This is a genomic window from Achromobacter sp. GD03932 (genome assembly GCF_029839485.1).
In the GTDB taxonomy this organism is placed as follows: domain Bacteria; phylum Pseudomonadota; class Gammaproteobacteria; order Burkholderiales; family Burkholderiaceae_B; genus Achromobacter; species Achromobacter bronchisepticus_A.
Genome location: NZ_JAOCAT010000059.1, coordinates 1 through 16,370 on the forward strand (window position 1 = coordinate 1; position 16,370 = coordinate 16,370).

16 protein-coding genes are annotated in these 16,370 nt (G+C 67.3%); 13 read left to right on the top strand and 3 right to left on the bottom strand.

Annotated features, from left to right (window positions below):
* Positions 1-62 precede the first annotated feature (62 nt).
* The 8 genes from N5C88_RS30930 to N5C88_RS30965 all read left to right on the top strand — a co-directional run bounded on the left by N5C88_RS30930 (position 63) and on the right by N5C88_RS30965 (position 9,015).
* Positions 63-575 (top strand): MarR family transcriptional regulator, encoded by a 513-nt coding sequence (locus tag N5C88_RS30930; protein ID WP_118934670.1) that lies wholly within the window; start codon positions 63-65, stop codon positions 573-575.
* Positions 576-616: 41 nt separating this feature from the next.
* Entirely contained in the window at positions 617-1,837 is a 1,221-nt protein-coding gene (locus N5C88_RS30935; protein ID WP_059371748.1) for an MFS transporter, read from the top strand.
* Positions 1,838-1,921: 84 nt separating this feature from the next.
* A complete protein-coding gene (gene leuS, locus N5C88_RS30940) occupies positions 1,922-4,579 on the top strand; it encodes a leucine--tRNA ligase (protein WP_059371747.1) in 2,658 nt (885 codons plus the stop codon).
* Between the two features lie 11 nt (positions 4,580-4,590).
* Positions 4,591-5,253: an LPS assembly lipoprotein LptE gene (gene lptE, locus N5C88_RS30945; protein WP_059371746.1), complete on the top strand. Its 663-nt coding sequence runs from the start codon at positions 4,591-4,593 to the stop codon at positions 5,251-5,253.
* Positions 5,254-6,309 carry a DNA polymerase III subunit delta gene (holA, locus tag N5C88_RS30950; RefSeq protein WP_054451201.1) on the top strand — a complete coding sequence of 352 codons (1,056 nt, stop codon included), beginning with the start codon at positions 5,254-5,256 and terminating at the stop codon, positions 6,307-6,309.
* A 130-nt stretch (positions 6,310-6,439) separates the two neighbouring features.
* On the top strand, positions 6,440-7,705 hold the full coding sequence (locus N5C88_RS30955; RefSeq protein ID WP_225589078.1) for a glutamate-5-semialdehyde dehydrogenase: 1,266 nt from the start codon (positions 6,440-6,442) through the stop codon (positions 7,703-7,705).
* Between the two features lie 139 nt (positions 7,706-7,844).
* Entirely contained in the window at positions 7,845-8,222 is a 378-nt protein-coding gene (locus N5C88_RS30960) for a hypothetical protein (protein ID WP_280016886.1), read from the top strand.
* A 4-nt stretch (positions 8,223-8,226) separates the two neighbouring features.
* Positions 8,227-9,015, top strand: coding sequence for a fumarylacetoacetate hydrolase family protein (locus N5C88_RS30965; protein WP_118934678.1), 789 nt, complete (start codon positions 8,227-8,229; stop codon positions 9,013-9,015).
* Between the two features lie 53 nt (positions 9,016-9,068).
* On the opposite strand, the gene N5C88_RS30970 is transcribed toward N5C88_RS30965, so the two are convergent.
* Together N5C88_RS30970 and N5C88_RS30975 are read right to left on the bottom strand one after the other, a co-directional pair.
* Entirely contained in the window at positions 9,069-10,484 is a 1,416-nt protein-coding gene (locus tag N5C88_RS30970) for an amidase family protein (protein ID WP_280016888.1), read from the bottom strand.
* A 90-nt stretch (positions 10,485-10,574) separates the two neighbouring features.
* Positions 10,575-11,444, bottom strand: a complete 870-nt coding sequence (locus tag N5C88_RS30975; RefSeq protein WP_059371741.1) for a LysR family transcriptional regulator — start codon at positions 11,442-11,444, stop codon at positions 10,575-10,577.
* Between the two features lie 114 nt (positions 11,445-11,558).
* On the opposite strand from N5C88_RS30975, the gene N5C88_RS30980 reads away from it, so the two are divergent.
* Positions 11,559-12,959, top strand: a complete 1,401-nt coding sequence (locus N5C88_RS30980; RefSeq protein WP_280016889.1) for an MFS transporter — start codon at positions 11,559-11,561, stop codon at positions 12,957-12,959.
* 46 nt (positions 12,960-13,005) lie between these two features.
* Here N5C88_RS30980 and N5C88_RS30985 read toward each other — a convergent pair whose 3' ends face one another.
* Positions 13,006-13,638 (bottom strand): hypothetical protein, encoded by a 633-nt coding sequence (locus tag N5C88_RS30985; RefSeq protein WP_118934682.1) that lies wholly within the window; start codon positions 13,636-13,638, stop codon positions 13,006-13,008.
* 119 nt (positions 13,639-13,757) lie between these two features.
* Between N5C88_RS30985 and N5C88_RS30990 the strand changes: the two genes are divergently transcribed.
* The 4 genes from N5C88_RS30990 (at position 13,758) to N5C88_RS31005 (ending at position 16,301) form a co-directional block, all read left to right on the top strand.
* Positions 13,758-14,708 (top strand): 3-hydroxyacyl-CoA dehydrogenase NAD-binding domain-containing protein, encoded by a 951-nt coding sequence (locus N5C88_RS30990; protein ID WP_280016890.1) that lies wholly within the window; start codon positions 13,758-13,760, stop codon positions 14,706-14,708.
* A 95-nt stretch (positions 14,709-14,803) separates the two neighbouring features.
* A complete protein-coding gene (locus N5C88_RS30995) occupies positions 14,804-15,076 on the top strand; it encodes a GNAT family N-acetyltransferase (protein ID WP_280016891.1) in 273 nt (90 codons plus the stop codon).
* 21 nt (positions 15,077-15,097) lie between these two features.
* Complete coding sequence (locus tag N5C88_RS31000) at positions 15,098-15,502, top strand: YchJ family metal-binding protein (RefSeq protein WP_059371736.1); 405 nt, start codon at positions 15,098-15,100, stop codon at positions 15,500-15,502.
* Positions 15,503-15,560: 58 nt separating this feature from the next.
* Positions 15,561-16,301 carry an aldolase gene (locus tag N5C88_RS31005; RefSeq protein ID WP_059371735.1) on the top strand — a complete coding sequence of 247 codons (741 nt, stop codon included), beginning with the start codon at positions 15,561-15,563 and terminating at the stop codon, positions 16,299-16,301.
* Positions 16,302-16,370: the final 69 nt, after the last annotated feature.

Genomic DNA, 16,370 nt, shown 5'->3' on the forward strand with positions numbered 1-16,370 from the left:
GCCCGCTCTCTCAATTTATCTTCATGTTAAGATACTTCACGTAAAAATAAATCCCCAAGCCCATGAATGACCTCGTCGATCTGGTGATCTCGCAATGGACCGCCGAATGTCCCGCCCAGGACTTCGCCGCCATGTCCGTCGTCACCCGCGTATTCCGCCTGAACGCGCTGGCGGCACGCAACGTGAACCGCAGCTTCCGCAACTATGACCTGCACCAGGGCGAATTCGACGTGCTGGCCACGCTGTACCGCAGCGGCTCGCCCTACGCGCTGAATCCGCAGAAGCTGGTGGAGGCCCTGCTGCTGACCTCCGGCGCGATGACCAACCGGCTCGACCGCCTGGAGCAGGCCGGCCTGCTCACGCGCAGCCCCAATCCGGAAGACCGGCGCGGCGTCATCGTGTCGCTCACTACCGAGGGCTTGCGCACCATCAAGCTGGTGCTGAAGGACTATCTGAAGGACCTCAACGAACTGCTTGAACCGCTGTCCGCAGCCGAGCGCAAGCAACTGGCCGGCCTCCTCAGGAAGCTGCTGATCAAGCAGGACCAGGAAACGCCTGGCGGCATCGGCGCCTGAGCCGGGCCTTCTTCCGCAGCCATCATCCCCGATCCAGATCCATGACTTCCGCTACCCAGTCCTCCCAGACGCCAGCCCTGACCGCGCCCATCCTCCTGCTGATGTCGGTCGCCACCGGCCTCGCCGTCGCCAGCAACTATTACGCGCAGCCGCTGCTGCATACGATCAGCGAGCAATTCTCGCTGTCCAGCGCCACGGCGGGCAGCATCGTCACCACCGCGCAGCTGAGCTATGCGGTGGGCCTGATGCTGCTCGTGCCCCTGGGCGACATGTTCGAGCGGCGCAGCCTGATCGTGCTGATGAACCTGCTGTCCTCGGGCGGCCTGCTGATTTCCGCCTTCGCCCCGAATATCGGCGTGCTGATCCTGGGCACGGCGCTGACGGGCATGCTGTCCGTGGTGGCCCAGATCCTGGTGCCTTTCGCCGCGACGCTGGCCGCGCCGCACGAGCGGGGCAAGGCCGTGGGCACCGTCATGAGCGGACTGCTGCTGGGCATCCTGCTGGCCCGCACCGTCGCCGGCGCGCTCGCCGACGTGGGCAGTTGGCGCACCGTGTACTGGGTGGCCGCCATCCTGATGCTGATCATGTCCGCGGCCCTGTGGCGCCTGCTGCCGCGCCACCAGAGTCCGGCCGGGCTGAGCTATCCGCGCCTGCTGGGCTCCATCCTGCGCATGTTCGTCGAGGAACCGCTGTTCCGCGCCCGTTCGCTGCTGGGCGGCCTGCTGTTCGCGGCCTTCAGCATGCTGTGGACTCCGCTGACCTTCCTGCTGGCCAGCCCGCCCTATCAATACAGCAACACCACCATCGGCCTGTTCGGCCTGGCGGGCGCCGCCGGCGCCTACGCCGCCAATCGCTTCGGCCGCCTGGCCGACCGCGGCCTGGGCAACCTGGCCACCCGCGTCGGACTGCTGTTGCTGCTGGGTTCCTGGGGACTGATCGCATTCGGCCAGGTGTCGGTGCTGGCCTTGCTGGCCGGCATCCTGGTGCAGGACTTGGCGATCCAGGGCGTGCACGTCACCAACAGCAGCGCCCTCTACCGGCTGCGCCCCGAAGCGCGCAGCCGGCTGACCGCCGGCTATATGACCAGCTACTTCATCGGCGGCGCATCCGGTTCGCTGGTATCGTCCTGGCTGTACGCCCATTTTGGCTGGCCCGGCGTGGTCACGGCGGGCGCCGTTCTCGGGGTGATTACGCTGGCTTATGGCGCCCTTGCGCCCAGCGCGCGCATCCCCGAAACGGCTCCGTCCCCTGCCCGCGCCTAGCACCTCCTATAATCAGGGGTTTTGGCCGCCTCCGCGCCCGCGCGGCGAGGCGGCTCACCCTTTTTTGCCATCGTGCACGAGCCCATGCAGGAACGTTACCTCCCCAATACCGTCGAAGCAGCCGCCCACCAAGACTGGCAGGCCCGCGACGTCTACCTGGTCCACGAACACGCCAAGAACGCCGACGGCTCCGAAAAGCCGAAGTTCTACGCCTGCTCCATGCTGCCCTACCCCAGCGGCAAGCTGCACATGGGCCACGTGCGCAACTACACCATCAACGACATGATGGCCCGCCAGCTGCGCATGCGCGGCTATAACGTTCTGATGCCCATGGGCTGGGACGCCTTCGGCATGCCGGCGGAAAACGCCGCCATCAAGTCCAAGGTGCCGCCGGCGAAGTGGACGTACGACAACATCGCCTACATGAAGAAGCAGATGAAGGCGATGGGCTTGGCGATCGACTGGTCGCGCGAAATGTGCGCCTGCGATCCCCAGTATTACAAGTGGAACCAGTGGCTGTTCCTCAAGATGCTGGAAAAGGGCGTCGCCTACCGCAAGACCCAGGTCGTCAACTGGGACCCGGTGGACCAGACCGTGCTGGCCAACGAACAGGTCATCGACGGCCGCGGCTGGCGCTCGGGCGCGCTGGTCGAAAAGCGCGAGATCCCCGGCTACTACCTGCGCATCACCGATTACGCCGACGAACTGCTGGGCGCCGTCCAGAACGACCTGCCCGGCTGGCCCGAGCGCGTGCGCCTGATGCAGGAAAACTGGATCGGCAAGTCCGAGGGGCTGCGCTTCGCCTTCCCGCACCAGATCGCCGGCCAGGACGGTCAGTTGATCCAGGACGGCAAGCTGTACGTCTTCACCACCCGCGCCGACACCATCATGGGCGTGACCTTCTGCGCCGTGGCGCCGGAACACCCCCTGGCCACGCAGGCCGCCCTCTCCAATCCGCAACTGGCCGCGTTCATCGAGCAATGCAAGCTGGGCGGCACGACCGAGGCCGAAATGGCCACGCGCGAAAAGGAAGGCATGCCCACGGGCCTGTACGTCACGCATCCGGTCACGGGCGCCGAAGTCCAGGTCTGGGTCGGCAACTACGTGCTCATGACCTACGGCGATGGCGCCGTGATGGGCGTGCCGGCGCATGACGAGCGCGACTTCGCCTTCGCCAAGAAATATGACCTGCCCATCGTGCAGGTCGTGGACGTGGCGGGCAAGGAATACTCCACCAACGCCTGGCAGGAGTGGTACGGCGACAAGCAGGCCGGCCGCACCATCAATTCCGGCAAGTACGACGGCCTCTCCCACAAGGAAGCGGTCGACGCCATCGCCGTCGACCTGGGCGCGCAAGGGCTGGGCGAAAAGCAGACCACCTGGCGCCTGCGCGACTGGGGCATCTCGCGCCAACGCTATTGGGGCACCCCCATCCCCATCATCCACTGCGCGGATTGCGGCCCGGTCCCGGTGCCGGAAAAAGACCTGCCGGTGGTCCTGCCCGACGACCTCATCCCGGACGGCAGCGGCAACCCGCTGGCCAAGAACGAGGCTTTCCTGTCCTGCTCCTGCCCCAAATGCGGCAAGCCGGCGCGCCGTGAAACGGACACGATGGACACCTTCGTGGACTCGTCCTGGTATTTCATGCGCTATACCTCGCCGGGCAACGACCAGGCCATGGTCGACGCGCGCAATGACTACTGGATGCCGATGGACCAGTACATCGGCGGCATCGAGCACGCGGTGCTTCACCTGCTGTACGCCCGCTTCTGGACCAAGGTCATGCGCGACATGGGCTTGCTCAACTTCGACGAGCCCTTCACCAAGCTGCTGTGCCAGGGCATGGTGCTGAACCATATCTACTCGCGCAAGACGCCGCAGGGCGGCATCGAGTACTTCTGGCCGGAAGACGTCGAAAACGTCTACGACGACCGCGGCGCCATCGTCGGCGCCAAGCTGAAGTCGGACGGCTCCGCCATCACCTACGGCGGCGTGGGCACGATGTCCAAGTCCAAGAACAACGGCGTCGATCCGCAATCGCTGATCGACACGCTGGGCGCGGACACGGCTCGCCTGTTCGTCATGTTCGCCAGCCCCCCGGAACAGACCCTCGAATGGTCGGACTCCGGCGTCGAAGGCTCCAACCGCTTCCTGCGCCGTCTCTGGTCCATCAGTTACGGCCAGCGCGAGGCCATCGCGCGCGGCCTGGCCCATGGCGCCGATTGGGCGCAGGCGCCGGCTCCGGTCAAGGATCTGCGCCGCGAAGTCTACGGCCTGCTCAAGCAAGCCGACTACGACTACCAGCGCATCCAGTACAACACCGTCGTGTCGGCGTGCATGAAGATGCTCAACGCCATCGACGACGCCAAGCTGCCTGAAGGCGCGGCCGCGGACGCCGCCTACGCCGAAACGCTGGGCGTGCTGCTGCGCGTGCTGTATCCCGTGGTGCCGCACATCACCTGGCACCTGTGGCGCGACCTGGGCTACGCCCACGAGCTGGGCGACCTGCTCGACGCGCCCTGGCCGCACGTGGACGAGGCGGCGCTGGTCGCCGACGAGATCGAGCTGATGCTCCAGGTCAACGGCAAGCTGCGCGGCTCCATCCGCGTGGCCGCCAAGGCCGCCAAGGAAGACATCGAAAAGCTCGCGGCATCCCAGGAAGAGGTCGCCCGCTTCCTGGAAGGCCGTCCGCCCAAGCGCGTCATCGTGGTTCCGGGCAAACTGGTCAACGTCGTAGGCTGATGAGGTCAAGCATGCACTTCGCCGGGCAACAAACGCATTCCCCCCGCCAGTCCTGGCTGCTGCGCGGCGCCTGCCTGGCGCTGTTCATGCTGCTCTCCGCTTGCGGCTTCGCCTTGCGGGGCGTCACGCCGATGCCATTCGACACCTTGTATGTCGGCATTCCCGACACCACGCAGTTCGGCGCCGACGTGCGCCGTGCGCTGCGCGCGGCCTCCCCGGACACCAAGATCGTGTCCACGCCCAAGGAGGCGCAGGCCATCCTGCAGCAAGTGGCCGACACCCGCACTCTGCGGGAGGTGTCGCTGAACGCCCAGGGCCGCGTCGAGGAATACGAACTCGGCATCAACTACACGTTCCGCCTCATCGACGCCAAGGGCCGCGCCCTGATCCCGGACACCACGCTGTCGATCTACCGCGAAATGCCCTATGACGACCAGGTCGTGCAGGCCAAGCAAGGCCAGATCGAAACGCTGTACCGGGCCATGCAGCGCGACCTCGTATCCCGCCTGCTGCGCCGCATGACCGCGCCGGAAGTGCGTCACGCATTCGAGAATGCCGAAGAGCGCGCGGAAGACGGCGAGACCCCGCTGTACGACCCGACCACGCCGGATCAAAAGCGCACGCCCACACCGTGGCAGACGCCGTCCACCACCGACCCGGCCATCCTGCGTTAAATGGCACAGCCCCTGGACGCGGATCGCCTGGCCGAGCACCTGCAGCGGCCAGGCAACCGCCTGGCGCCGCTCTATACGGTTTCGGGCGACGAACCCCTGCTCGTGACCGAGGCCGTGGACGCCCTGCGTGCGGCGGCCCGCAACGCGGGCTACACCGACCGCCTGTCCATGGTGATGGACGCGCGCAGCGACTGGAGTTCGGTCACCGCCGCCACGCAAAGCGTGTCGCTGTTCGGCGACCGCCGCATCCTTGAAATCAAGATCCCGACGGGCAAGCCCGGCAAATCCGGCGCCGACACCCTGGCCAAGCTGGCCGAACAGGCCGAGAAGCAGGCGGATCCGGACACGCTCGTGCTGATCGCCCTGCCCCGCCTGGACAAGGCCACCCGCGAAAGCCGCTGGGTGCAAGCCCTGAGCCGCGGCGGCATGATGGTCGATATCGCCAACATCGAACGCGGCCGCCTGCCCGCCTGGGTCGGCATGCGGCTGGCGCGCCAGAACCAGCGCGCCGACGGCGCCACCCTGCAATGGATGGCCGACAAGGTGGAAGGCAATCTGCTGGCCGCGCACCAGGAAATCCAGAAACTGGGCCTGCTCTACCCCGAAGGCCAACTGGCCGCGGAGGACGTGGAGCGCGCGGTGCTGAACGTCGCGCGCTACGACGTCTTCGGCTTGCGCGACGCCATGCTCGCCGGCGATACCGGCCGCACCATCCGCATGATCGACGGCCTGCGCGCCGAAGGCGAAGCCCTGCCGCTGGTGCTGTGGGCGGTCGGCGAGGAAATCCGCCTGCTGGCCCGCATCGCCGAAGCGCGCGCCCTGGGCCAGGACGTCAACGGCCTGATGCGCCGTCTGCGCATTTTCGGCGCGCACGAACGGCTGGCGCTGCAGGCGCTGAACCGGGTGCAGCCGAACGTGTGGCCGGCCGCCGTGCAGCATGCCCATGAGGTCGACCGCCTGATCAAGGGCCTGTCGGTGCCGGGACGCCTGTCCGATCCCTGGGAAGAAATGACGCGGCTCGCGCTGCGCGTCGCCGCCGCGGGCGGACGACCGTGAAGGCGGCATAGCCGCCGCCTTCGCCTCTCCCTCCGGCCCTGCGGCTGGAGTTCGCCCGGCCTAGCGGCCGGATATACACTGAATCTCCAGGCGGCGTCCGCGCCGCCCCATTCTCATGATCGACGCTGCCATGTCCACGTCCTCCATCGAACAAGCCATGCTCACCCTGGGCGAAAACGCCCGCCGCGCCTCGCGCGCCATGATGCGCGCCACCGGCGCCGCCAAGAACCAGGCCCTGCTGGCCATGGCCGACGCCCTGGCCGCCAGCCACGACGAACTCAAGGCCGCCAACGAGAAAGACCTGGCCGCAGCCCGCAGCAACGGCCTGGAGCCGGCGCTGCTGGACCGCCTGACGCTGTCGGACAAGACGCTGGCGCACATGGCCGAGGGCCTGCGCCAGATCGCCGCCCTGCCTGATCCCATCGGCAGCATCACCGCCACCAGCGTGCGCCCCAACGGCATGCGCGTGGCGCAGATGCGCGTGCCGCTGGGCGTGATCGGCATCATCTACGAATCGCGTCCCAACGTGACCATCGACGCGGCCGCGCTGTGCCTGAAGTCCGGCAACGCCGCCATCCTGCGCGGCGGCAGCGAAGCCCTGCATTCCAACATCGCGCTGGGGCGCATCGTGCAGACCGGCCTGGCCGCCGCGGGCCTGCCGCAAGACGCGGTGCAGGTTGTCGCCACGGCCGACCGGGCCGCCGTCGGCAAGCTCATCACCATGACCGAGCACATCGACGTCATCGTGCCGCGCGGCGGCAAGGGCCTGATCGCCCGCCTGTCGCAGGAGGCCCGCGTGCCGCTCATCAAGCACCTGGACGGCAACTGCCACGTCTATATCGACGCGGCGGCCGATCCGGACAAGGCGCACGCCATCGCCTTCAATGCCAAGACCTATCGCTACGGCATCTGCGGCGCCATGGAAACGCTGCTGGTCGACGCGGTCGCCGCCGTTTCCATCCTGCCCAGCCTGGCCGCGGCCCTCACCGAACATGGCGTCGAATTGCGCGGCTGCCCGCGCACGCTGGCCCTGCTGCCGCACGCCAAGCCGGCCACGGAAGAAGACTGGGCCACGGAATACCTGGGTCCCATCCTGGCGGTGCGCATCGTCGACACGCTGGACGACGCCATCGAACACATCGCGCGCTGGGGCTCCGGCCATACCGACGCGATCGTCACCGAGGACCTGTCCGCCGCGCAGCGCTTCCAGCGCGAGGTCGACTCCAGCTCGGTATACGTCAACCTGCCGACCTGCTTTGCGGACGGCTTCGAATACGGCCTGGGCGCCGAGATCGGCATCTCCACGAACCGCCTGCACGCGCGCGGCCCGGTCGGCCTGGAAGGCCTGACCACGCTGAAATGGGTGCTCAGCGGCGAAGGCCAGGTGCGCGGCTGACCCCAAGGCGCCGCGCTGCGCGCAGACTGACGCGGCCCTGAACACGGGGCCGCGGCAAGCCTTCTACAATACGGTCAGCGATTTTCCGCAGGCTTTCTTTTCATCCGAACGCGGCGCGCCGCGTCTTCCTGAGATCCCCATGTACTCACCCGCGATGGCCATGGCCTTCAGCCTCTTCCTGCTGTGCTTCATCACGTGCACGCTCAGCGGCATCGTGCTGTTCTTCAAGAGCAAGCAGATCAACGCCGCGCTGAAGCACCCGTACCTGCAGCACCGCCCGTTCAATCAGTATCCGCTGGCGATCCAGGCGTCCATCATGCTGGATTATTTCTTCCGCCTGATGTTTCCCGGCACGCGCTTCTGGCTGATCGGCAACGCCAACGACCTGCTTACCCACGTCGATCCGAAGAAGACGCCGCTGTCGCTGAAATGGCCAATCGTCGGCTTCTGGGGTTCGTGCTGGCTCGGCCTGATCGCCATGATCGTCCTTTGGATCATGCTGTTCCTGGGAGCTTGAACCCATGCAGATCAGAATCGAAGACTATCCCGGCAGCCTCGAGGCGGCCCGCTATCTGGTCGCCGCGCGCGAATCCGGCGTCGCCGGCCCGCGCTTGCCCGCCGACTGCCGCCCCCAATCGCTGAACCAGGCATTCGCCGTGCAGCAACGCACCGCGCAGCTGCTGCTTGAGAAGCATCGGGACGACATCGGCGCCTGGAAGAGCGCGTTGCCCACGCCCGAGAAAAGCGTGGTCGCGCCGATCTACGCCTCGACCGTCGCCTACGCCGAAGCCGGCCCTGTTGCGGCCCAGACCGAGACCGTGCGCATCGAACCCGAGATCGCGTTCGAAATTGCGCGGGACCTGCCCGCCCGTCCCGAGCCCTACACCGAAGCCGACGTGGACGCGGCCATCGGCGGCGCGCGCCTGGCCCTGGAAGTGCTGGGCTGCCGCTATGCAGCCCCGGAACATGCCAGCCTGCCCGAGCTCCTGGCCGACCATATGTTCAATCAGGGCCTGGTGCTGGGTCCGCGCATCGCATCGCCGCACGATGCGCCCGGCGCCTTGAGCATCACGCTGTCCGTGGACGGAGTCGAAACCGAGCAGCACGCGGGCATCCACCCGAACGATCACCCCAAGGCCGGGCTCTACTGGCTGGCCAATTTCCTGCGTGAACAGGGCCTGGGACTGCGCGCGGGCCAGCACGTCATCACCGGCTCCTACGCCGGCTTCCTGGACGTGCCCGCCAACCGCGACCTGGAACTCGCCTACGGCGACCTCGGCGTCCTGCGCCTGCGGTTCAGCAAGCCCTAGCCCGGCCGTACGCCGAGCTTGCGTCCCATGCCCGCCTTGTCCGCTCTCGCGGACTAGTGGGCCGTTGGCTGCGCGATATCGATGGGCGCTGCGCCCGCCTCGATGATTGCCCCCACATCCAGACACAGGTCCTCGCGGTAGCGTCCCGCCAGCACCTGCACGCCGACCGGGCTCGCGCCCGCCTCGCTCATCGCGCTCCCCATCGCCACCGACAGGCCCGGCAAACCCATGAACGGCACGCCGATCTGCGTCATCTGCGCGCGCCAGACGCGCGCATACGCGGCATCGCCTTGCAGGTCGAGCTTGTCCGGGAACGGCAGCTCGGCCGACACGGGCAACAACAATACGGGATACTCGGCGAAGAACTGTTCCCACAGGCGGGTCAGCGTGGCGCGCCGCGTCAGCGTGGCCGAAAAACTGGCAAGGTCGGCCCCGGCCGCCTTGTCGCGCTGGCCGGCAAGCGCCACCAGCGCGCCGCGATCCCCTTCTTTCTCGGCGGCGGCCACCATGGCGTCGTAACCATCGGCCAGCCACATGCGGATCTGCAGGTCCGCCGCCTCCTGCATCGGCGGTACCGCATCCAGCGTGTCCACCGTCCAGCCTGCCTCGCTGAGCCGGCGCGCGGCTTCCTGCAAGGCCTTGACCACGGCGGGCTGGGTGTCCATGCCGTCCGGATTCAGGCACAGCGCGGCCCGTCGCGGCGCCTCGGCTCCCACCAGGGGAGCAGGCACCCACCAAGGATCGCGCGCATCCCGCGCCGCCAGCGCGGCCAGGCCCAGCCTCAGGTCGGCGATGCTGCGCCCCAGGGGCCCGGACACCGCGGTCAACTGGCCGCCGATCGAGCGTTCCGGCAGCGCGGCGTTGTAGGCCGCCACGCGTCCCAGGGACGGCCGCAGGCCGTGCACGCCGCAGGCATAGGCCGGATAGCGGATGGAGCCGGCGATATCCGTGCCATGCGCCAGATGCCCGATGCCGGCCGCCACCGCGGCTGCCGCGCCTCCCGACGAGCCGCCGGGCGTCAGCGCAGGATTGCGCGGGTTCAAGGTATCGCCATGCAGCGCATTGCCGGTGAACCAGCGCAAGGAAAACGCGGGCGTGTTGGTGCGGCCCAGGATCACGGCCCCCGCGCGCAGCAGATTGTCCACGACAGGGCTGTTCTGCGCCGCGATCAAATCCTTCTGCAGCTTCACGCCATTGGTCGTGGCGTAACCCGCCTGGTCCACGTTGATCTTCACCGTGACAGGCACGCCAGCCAACGGCCCCGGGTCTTCGCCACGCGCAAGCATCGCATCCACTTGCGCCGCTTGGGCCAGCACATCGTCCGGGCGGTGGTCCACCACGGCATTGATCGCGGGATTGACGGCATCCAACCGGCCCAGCGCGCTTTGCGCGGCCTCGCGGGCGGACACCTCGCGCTTGCGGATGCGGGCGGCAAGCTCAACTGCGGACAAACGCCAAAGATCGGACACGCGCGACTCCTGAATCATGGTTGCTTTGAAAGATCAGGCAAACATTAGCGCCTGCCGCGCCTGCCCACAAGCCGCCCCCGGCCAGGAACGCTACTCGTCTTCTTCGAAGACCTCGACTATCGCGTCGGCCACGGCGCGCACGCGGGCCGTGCGGTTCAGGTCGCCGTGCATCACCAGCCACAGGTCGTAGGGTTCGCTGCGCGTCGGCCAGATGCGTACCAGCTCCGGATATCCGGGCGCCATGTGCGTAGGCACCTCGCCGATGCCCAGCCCGGCCGCGACCGCTTCGAGAATCATCAGACCGGAGTTCAGCTCCATGCCGATGCGGCCGTTGCCCGTGGGTTCGCCGCAGAAGGTATCGGACCATCCCGGCAGCACCGCCTGCTGGTACGTCACCAGCGTGTGGCCCGCGAACGCCGTGCCCGGGCGCGGCTCGCCATGCGCGGCCAGGTAGGCCCGCGAAGCGTACAGGCCGACCTCCTTGCGCGTCAGGTGGCGGTGGATCAGATCCGGATTGTCCGGCTTGATGTTCCGAATCGCCAGGTCGGCTTCGCGGCGCGTCAGGTTGCTGATCTGGATGGCCGTGGACAGCACCACGCGGATGTCGGGGTGTTGGGCATGCACGCGCCGCACCGCTTCCATGATGTAGTAGCTGGCCACGGTTTCCGAGGTCGCCACGCGCACCACGCCGGACAGGCGATGATCCAGCCCCTGCATCTGGCGCTGCAATTGGTCCGCCGCCTGCTCCATGCGTTCCGCAGCCGCGAACGCCAGTTCGCCGGCCGCCGTGGGCACGTATCCGCCCGGCGTGCGCAGGAACAGACGCGCGTCCAGCGAGGACTCCAGCGCCGCCAGTCTGCGCCCGGCGGTGGCCTGGTCGATCTGCAGCAGCGCGGCGGCGCCCCGCAAGGTTCCTACCCGGTAGATGGCCAGGAAGATCCTGGCATTGTCCCAGTCCATGGCGATCTCTCCATCTATGCATTTTTGCATCACTGTAAAGCAATTATTCGGCTTTTTTGCATCAAAGCGCAGGTCTAAGCTTCAGTCCTCGACAGCCCTGCCACACCACCAGCCATGAGTTCCGCCTGCCCCAACCTCTCCGCGCCCTCGCTGGCCGCCAAACCCGCCGCGGCCGGCCTGCTGCCGCTTGTCACGCTGGCCATCGGATTCGTCATGGCCATGCTGGACGTCACCGTCGTCAACGTCGCCTTGCCCAGCATCGCGGTGCAGTTCACCGTCCCCCTGACGGACCTGGTCTGGATCGTGGATGGCTACACCCTCACTTTCGCGGCCCTGCTGCTGGTGGCCGGCGCGCTGGCCGACCGCTATGGCGCCAAGACGATCTATCTGGCCGGCTTGGGCGTCTTCACCCTGGCGTCCCTGCTCTGCGGCCTGGCGCCCAACGCCGACATGCTGATCCTGGCCCGCATGCTGCAAGGGCTGGGCGCTGCCCTGTTCATGCCCAGCTCCCTCAGCCTGCTGACCCATGCCTACGACGACGATCAGGTGCGCAACCGCATGCTGGCCGCCTGGTCCGCCATCGTGGCGGTGGCGGGCGCCGCCGGCCCGCTCCTGGGCGGCGTGCTGATCCACCAATTCGGCTGGCGCGGGATCTTCCTCATCAACATCCCGTTGGGGCTGGGCGGCTTGTGGCTGGCGCGCCGCCGCATCCAGGCGGCCCCACGCCGCCCGCGCGCACTCAATCCGCTGAGCCACCTGCTGGGCGTGATCGCCTTGTCCTCACTGTGCTTCGTGCTGATCCAGGGCAATGCCTATGGCTGGTCCTCCAACCCCATCCTGGTCACGATTGCCCTGTGCGCGGCCGCTGCCCTGTCGCTGGTGCGGCGCGAGCGCCGCCATGCCGACCCCATCATCCCGCGCGTCCTGTTCGCAACCCCGCAATTCGCGGCCGCCAACGGCGTCGGCTTTCTGATCAATCTGGCAGCCTACGGCCAGCTGTTCTTGCTCAGCCTGTTCCTGCAGCATGCGCGCGGCGCGGATGCCCTGGAGACCGGCCTGCAGCTGGTACCCATGCTGGCCGTATTTTCCTTGGGAAATCTGCTGTCCAGCCGGGTGTCGGCGCGCTGGAACGTGTCGACAGCGCTGCTGGGCGGGGTGTCGCTGGCCGCGACCATGAGCGCCGCGGGGATCGTCATGTTCTCGCCAGACATGGCCTACTGGCCGTTCGCCATCATCGTCGCAGTGGCCAATCTGGGCGTGGGCGTCGCCGTCCCCGCCATGACCAGCGTGGTCATGCAGGTATCGGGCAAGGGCCACGCCAACAGCGCCGCCGCCGCCCTGAATGCCAACCGCCAATCGGGCGCGCTGGTAGGCGTCGCGCTGATGGGTACCATCCTGCATCTGCTGCCGCAGTGGAGCGCCAGCCTGCCCGCCGCCTACGTCGTCATCACCTCAGGCTATCTGCTCGCTGCCGTGCTGGCATGGCGCTACCTGCAACGCGCGCGCAACGCCTGAACGCGGGCAAGGCGGCGGCCGTCACAGGCCATGAAGGCCGCAGCGCTCAAGCGTGCGCGGCCGGGAGTATCGCCACGCCGCGCCCCGCGAAGAATTCGTCGAAGACGGCCAGCGGCAATTCGACATCGGCCTGCGTGCCCGGCTCGCCCGAAGGATTGTGGAAGGTCACCGAGTCCGCCGTTGCACGCGTCACCAGCACCAGGTGCCCGCCCTTCCTGGGCGGTTGCCGCTCGGGCCAGCGTATCCAGGGATGCACGGACGCCATGAAGTAGGCGGCCTGCGCCATCAAGCCAGGCAGTTCTTCCGCGCGCAGATCGACATGCACCCGCGCCGCCAGGCCGAATGCCTCGTCCACGTAGCGCACGAACGGCGCGTAGACCATGCCCTTGATCTGTTCGCCTTCCACGGTATAGGCGCCGTAAGGCACGCTGCCCCGCGCCAGCTCCAGCGTCGGATAATGCCGCCCGTCGCGCGCCGCCAGCACCATCTTCAGGCAGGCCATGCCGCAGACATGGCTGGCCCAGCGCGCGTACTCATCCACGTCGCGCGCGCCCGAGCCCCGCCAGGCCGGATCATCGGCCAGGGCCAGCTTGCCCTGGATGATTTCGCTGGCCAGATGCGCCGACTCCCATTGGCAAAAATACGGCACGGCGGATCGGGAGGCTGGCGTCGCGTTCATGCTGAACTCCTGGATTCTGCAGGTCGAAGAGAGCCGCTATCTTGCCCGCGCGCCCTGTGCGTGGCAACCAGTCGGCGTTTGCTTCACAATGCTCCTATCCGTGCTCACAGGAGACCCGCATGTCCAGCCCTGCCACGTCCAACCCGCCCGCCATCCGCCGCGTCGCCATTGTCGGCGCAGGCACCATAGGCGCCAGTTGGGCTGCGCTGTTCCTCGCTCGCGGCCTTGAGGTCGTGGTCAGCGATCCCGCCGCCGACGCCGAAGCGCTGACGCGCGCCCGCGTGCAAGCGGCATGGCCCGTGCTGGCGGAACTCGGACACGTGCTGCCCGGCGCCTCTGCCGAGGCGCTGCGCTTCGAACCGGACCTGGAGGCTGCGCTGGCCGGCGCAGACTTCGTGCAGGAAAACGCGCCCGAGCGCGAAGACTTCAAGACCACGCTCTTTGCGCGCATGGACGCCGTGCTGCCGCCGCAGGTCATCGTCGCATCCAGCTCGTCCGGCCTCATCATGAGCCGCCTGCAATCGCAGTGCCGCCATGCCTCGCGCTTCGTCATCGGGCATCCGTTCAATCCGCCGCACCTGATTCCGCTGGTCGAAGTGGTAGGCGGCGAACAGACCTCGGCCGACACCATCGATCGTTGCATCGCCTTCTACCGCGGCCTGGGCAAGTACCCCATCCGCTTGAACAAGGAAGTCCCCGGCCACATCGCCAACCGGCTGCAGGCGGCCCTGTGGCGCGAAGCGATACACCTGGCGGCCGAGAACGTCGCCAGCGTGGCCGACATCGACGCCGCCGTGTCGCAAGGCCCCGGCCTGCGCTGGGCATTGTTCGGCCCGCACATGACCTTCAACCTGGGCGGCGGGGCGGGCGGGCTGGCAAACTTCATGGATCACTTGCTGGGCCCAGTCCAAACCTGGTGGGACGATCTTGGCGCACCTGAAGTCACCCCAGACCTGCAGCAGCGCCTGATCGCAGGCGTCAACGCCGAAGCCGGCGAGCGCAGCATCGCCGACTTGGTGCAGACGCGCGATGCGCAATTGACCGCGCTGCTGAAAGTGCTGCAACGCTGAACCCGGGCTGCAGCCCGGTTCAGGCCAAAAGGCCGGCATCCTCCGCAACCGGCAGGCAACGCCGCCTGCCCACTTCCATAGCAGGACTCCTCCGAATGATCTCCGTCACACACGACAGTTCGCTTTCCCGCTACACCGCCACCGTCGATGGCGTTCTATGCGTGCTCGACTACCAGTTGCAAGACAACACCATGGCGATCACGCACACCGGCGTGCCTAGCCAGGTAGGCGGCCGCGGCGTCGCCGCGGCGTTGACCCAGTACGCGCTGGACGATGCGCGCGCCCGGGGTTGGAAGGTGCGGCCCTTGTGCTCGTACGCCGACGCGTATATCCGCCGGCACCCTGAATACAACGATCTGCTGGCCTGAGCGTCCTGGGCTTTTCGCATCGTGACCAAACCCTCCAAGCTCCCGGCCTCGGCCTGCCCTTGCGGCAATCCCAAGCCGTACTCCGAATGCTGCGGCCGCTGGCATGAAGGCCCGCAAGCGCTGCAGGCGCCCAGCGCCGAGGCGCTGATGCGCTCGCGCTACAGCGCCTTCGTGCTGGACAAGCTGCCCTATCTGTTGGCGACCTGGCACCCCAGCACCCGCCCCAGCGCGCTCGAACCCAATCCGCCCGACCTGAAGTGGCTGGGTCTGGCGATCAAGCAAACAGCTAGCCAGGACTCTGAACACGCCACCGTGGAATTCGTCGCCCGCAGCCGCCAGGCCGGCCGCGCCCACCGTCTGCACGAACTCAGCCGCTTCGTCCGTGAAGGCGGCCAGTGGTTCTACGTGGACGGCGACCTGTACTGACCAGGTCCGGCACTTTCGGACCTGGCCCTTCCCAACCCACACACCAGAAAAGGCAGACATGAACCAGGATTCTCGCCACGCCGAAGCGCTCTTTCACGCAGAATCTGTCGCGGCACTGCGCGCCGATCTTGCGCTCGCATTGCGAGCCGCCGCAGCGCATGGTCTGGGCGAAGGCGTCTGCAATCACTTCAGCGTGGCCTTGCCGGGCGACTCGGAGCATTTCCTCCTCAATCCTCGCGGGCTGATGTGGCATGAAGTGCAAGCGGACGACATCGTGCTGATCGATGCCCAAGGCAACAAGCTCGCGGGCCGCCATGCAGTCGAACCCACGGCCATGTTCATCCATGCCGCCATTCACCGCATCGCCGGCAAGGCCTGTGTGCTGCACACGCACATGCCCTACGCCACGGCCCTGACACTCACCTCGGATCGCGCGCTCGACACCACGCTGTCGCAGAACGCCATGCGCTTTCACGGCCGCCTGGCGATCGACGAACGCTACAACGGCCTGGCGCTGGACGTCAGCGAAGGCGAACGCATCGCCCATGCAATGCAGGGCGCGGACGTGGTCTTCCTCGGCAACCACGGCGTCGTGGTCTGCGGGGAACGGCTGGACTATGCCTATGACGACCTGTTCTTCCTGGAACGCGCCTGTACCGCCCAGGTGCTTGCGCAATCGACGGGACGCCCGCTAGTGCCAGTCGATCCTGATCTGGCTGCCAAGGTTGCCGCTCAGGTCCAGAGCGAACGCCTGCAATCCGAGCTGTTCTTCGCCGCCTTGCGCCGTCAATTGCCTTAACCGCTGTCTTTGACGGGAAAAACAAAAGCCCTCGCAGGAGCATCCTGCGAGGGCTTTTTCATTGGAGGC